General features: G+C 63.6%; 4 protein-coding genes and 1 pseudogene. 3 read left to right on the forward strand and 2 right to left on the reverse strand.

What is annotated here, in order from left to right; translation table 11 throughout:
- The first annotated feature begins 78 nt into the window (after window positions 1-78).
- From EN906_RS27885 to EN906_RS27895, 3 genes and pseudogenes are all read left to right on the forward strand, one after another.
- A complete protein-coding gene (locus EN906_RS27885; RefSeq protein WP_127271621.1) occupies window positions 79-828 on the forward strand; it encodes an ABC transporter ATP-binding protein in 750 nt (249 codons plus the stop codon).
- Entirely contained in the window at window positions 825-1,511 is a 687-nt protein-coding gene (locus EN906_RS27890) for an ABC transporter ATP-binding protein (RefSeq protein ID WP_127271619.1), read from the forward strand. The genes EN906_RS27885 and EN906_RS27890 overlap by 4 nt, the downstream gene beginning before the upstream one ends.
- 32 nt (window positions 1,512-1,543) lie before the next feature.
- Window positions 1,544-1,678: pseudogene (locus EN906_RS27895) on the forward strand (iron chelate uptake ABC transporter family permease subunit); the annotation flags it as partial.
- Between the two features lie 37 nt (window positions 1,679-1,715).
- Here the strand turns inward: EN906_RS27895 and EN906_RS27900 are convergent.
- On the reverse strand, window positions 1,716-2,651 hold the full coding sequence (locus EN906_RS27900) for a phosphatidate cytidylyltransferase (protein ID WP_127267053.1): 936 nt from the start codon (window positions 2,649-2,651) through the stop codon (window positions 1,716-1,718).
- A complete protein-coding gene (locus EN906_RS27905) occupies window positions 2,651-3,313 on the reverse strand; it encodes a lysophospholipid acyltransferase family protein (protein WP_127267052.1) in 663 nt (220 codons plus the stop codon). Before EN906_RS27905 ends, EN906_RS27900 begins: the two co-directional genes overlap by 1 nt.
- Window positions 3,314-3,350: the final 37 nt, after the last annotated feature.

The raw sequence follows: 3,350 nt of genomic DNA on the forward strand, positions 1-3,350 counted from the left end.
TCCTTGGCCTGATCCTGCTCGGCGTCGTTTTGTTCGCGCGCGGCGGGCTGCTTGGCCTTTTGGCTGGAGAGGCGCGTCATGGCTGAGCTGGTCCTCGAAATACGCGATCTCAAAAAGACTTTCGGCGCGCTGAAGGCCACCGACGGCGTCAGCCTCGATCTCAAGCCGGGCGAAATCCACGCGCTGATCGGCCCCAATGGAGCCGGTAAAAGCACGCTGATCCACCAGATCTCGGGCTCGCTCCGGCCAGACAGCGGCAGTATCCGCTTTCTCGGCCAGGATATGGCCGGGCTCGACATGGCGGCCCGCGGGCGGCTTGGGCTCGGCCGCAGCTTCCAGATCTCATCACTCGCGCAGGAGTTTTCCGCGCTGCGCAATGTGATGCTGGCGGTGCAGGCACGCCAGGGAACGAGCTTCCGCTTCTTACGCCCCGTGATGAGCGACAAGAGCCTGACAGAACCGGCGATGGCGATGCTGGAGCGCGTCGGCCTTGCCGGGCGCGCCTACGTGCCAGCCGCTGAGCTGTCGCATGGCGAACGCCGTCAACTCGAAATCGCCATTGCGTTGGCCCTTGGATCGAAGGCCTTTTTGTTCGACGAGCCGATGGCCGGCATGGGGCCAGACGGATCGAAAGCGTTGACGAAATTCCTCGACGGCCTGCGCCACGAAGCGCCGATCCTGCTCGTCGAACACGACATGGATGCCGTCTTCGCGCTTGCCGACCGTATCTCGGTCCTCGTCTATGGCCGCGTCATCGCCACCGGCACGGTGGACGAGATCCGCAACGATCCCGAAGTGCGCCGGGCCTATCTCGGAGAAACTGCGTGAGCCTGCTGGAACTCAACGGCGTCGAAACCTTCTACGGCGCATCGCAGGCGCTGTTCGGCGTCTCGCTCGACGTCAGGGCGGGTGAGGTCGTGGCGCTCATGGGCCGCAACGGCATGGGCAAGACGACGACGATCAATTCCATTCTCGGCCTCGCGAAACCGCGCTCAGGCTCGATCAGCTTTGGCGGCCGCCAAGTCGCCGGCATGCGCCCGCACCGCATCGCGCGCCTTGGCCTGGGTCTGGTGCCGGAGGGAAGGCGCTGCTTTCCCAATCTGACCGTACTGGAGAACCTGCTGGCCGCAGCACGCGGCAGCGCGTGGACATTGGAAAAAGTTGTCGAGCTGTTTCCGCGTCTCGGCGAACGCCGCGACCAATATGCCGGTACACTGTCGGGCGGCGAGCAGCAGATGGTAGCCATCGGCCGCGCGTTGATGACCAATCCGAGCCTGCTCATTCTGGACGAGGCGACCGAGGGTCTGGCACCTGTGATCCGCCAGGACATCTGGGCAGCAATCCGCAAGCTCAAGTCGAGCGGACAGTCGATCCTTATCGTCGACAAGACGCTTGCCGAGCTTCTACCTGTGGCCGACCGCTGCTTCGTTCTGGAAAAGGGCATGACCGTCTTCGAAGGCACGCCCGAGGCGCTGACGCCAGAAATTCAGGACCGCTATCTCGGCGTATGAAAAAGGGTGTCAAACGGCTTCCAAACTGACCCGGCGCGGTGCTGTTGCTGGCCAGCGATCTTCTGGCCCGAACGCTGCTGCTGCCGCAGGAGCTGCCGATCGGCATCATCACCAGCTCCGTCGGCGCGTTCTTCGTCGTCACCATGCTGATCCAAAACCGGCTCTGAGCGCGCCAATGAACCGCTCTTGCAACAGGCCGCCGGCTCAGACCGTCCAGAAATAGCGCACGATGTGGAAGAACACCGGGGCGGCGAAGACCAGGCTGTCGGTGCGGTCCATCATGCCGCCATGGCCTTCGATCAGATGGCCCCAGTCCTTGACGCCCTGATCGCGCTTGATGGCCGAGGCGACCAGCCCGCCGAGAAATCCCATCGAGCAGGCGACGAAGGCCACGGCTGCTGCCTGCAGCGGCGAGAAGGGTGTCACGAAGGATAGCAGCGCGCCGAGCAGGCTCGCCGACACCAGTCCGCCGATCAGCCCTTCCCAGGTTTTCGACGGCGAGACGTTCGGCGAAAAACGGTGTTTTCCAAACAGCTTGCCGAAGATGTACTGCAGCACGTCGCTGCCTTGCACGACGATGATCAGGAACGCGATCAGCAGCAGGGTGCGGCCTTCGAAGCCCGGCACCTCGAGTGTCAGCAGGGCAGGGACATGGCTGACGCAATAGACCGAGATCATCACCGCCCATTGCTGCGCGGCGATGCGCTCGAGGAAGCGTTCAGTGTCGCCATGCAGCGCCGTGATGGCCGGCATCAGCAGGAAGCAATAGACCGGAATGAAGATGACGAAGAGCCCGTACCAGGCGGTCCACACCAGCCAATATTGAAACGGTATGATGATGCCGAACATGCCGAGCAGCACCCAATGGTCGCTGCGGCGGGTGTGCGTCAGCGTCACGAATTCGCGCAGCGCGGCGAAGGAGATCAGAGCGAACAGGATGGTCATCCCGTAACGCCCGAAGAAGAAGGCGACCGTCATCAGCGCCACCATCACCCACCAGGCGTTGATCCGCTGGCTGAGATTGACCAGCGTTGAGCTAAGCGGCTTCGGCGCTCGCGCCGAAAGGATGGTCGCGACGATGCTGGCGGTGGTCAAAACCGCCAGCAGGCCGATGATCAGAATGGAGATTTCGTGGCGCATCAATCGTCTCGCTCGGGACGCGGGTTGAGCGCCAGAAGCGCGGCGTGGGCGCGTTCGAGGAAGGCGCGGCGTTCTTCGCCCGGACCGATCGCCACCGGCGCGCCGAAGACGACGCGGCACAGCAGCGGCACCGGCAGGAACTGGCCCTTGGGCAGCACGCGCGACATGTTCTCGATCCAGCACGGGATCAGCTCGACCTGAGGCCGCGCCGTCGACAGATTGTAGAGCCCGGAGCGGAAGGCCAGCAGCGGCTCTTCGGTCATGTTGCGTGTGCCTTCGGGAAACAGGATCAGCGAGTGGCCCTGGTCGAGAACCGACAGCATGATCTCGATCGGGTTTTCCTCAGGTCTCGTCCACTGCCGGTTGATGAGCACCGACGACAGCATGTCCTGCGCGATGAAGCGGCGCAGCCGCGACTTCCCCCAATATTCGCCTGCGGCAACAGCATGGGTGATCGCGCGCTCGCTTTCGCTGAGACAGGCCGACAGCAGGATAAAGTCGCCATGGCTGGTGTGGTTGGCGAAATAGATGCGCTGGCGGTCGGAGGGCAGGCTGCCGTTCCAGATCGGACGCACGCCCGTCACCATCCGGGCCAGCGCCGAGAGGCCGACGGAGGTTACCGTCTGCAGCAAGGTGAAGGTCTTGAGCGAAAGCCTGTTCATCGCGGCGCCCAAAACCCTGACGCCAGAAGTGCTGCGG

It is taken from the genome of Mesorhizobium sp. M7A.F.Ca.CA.004.06.1.1, assembly GCF_003999135.1.
Taxonomy (GTDB): domain Bacteria; phylum Pseudomonadota; class Alphaproteobacteria; order Rhizobiales; family Rhizobiaceae; genus Mesorhizobium.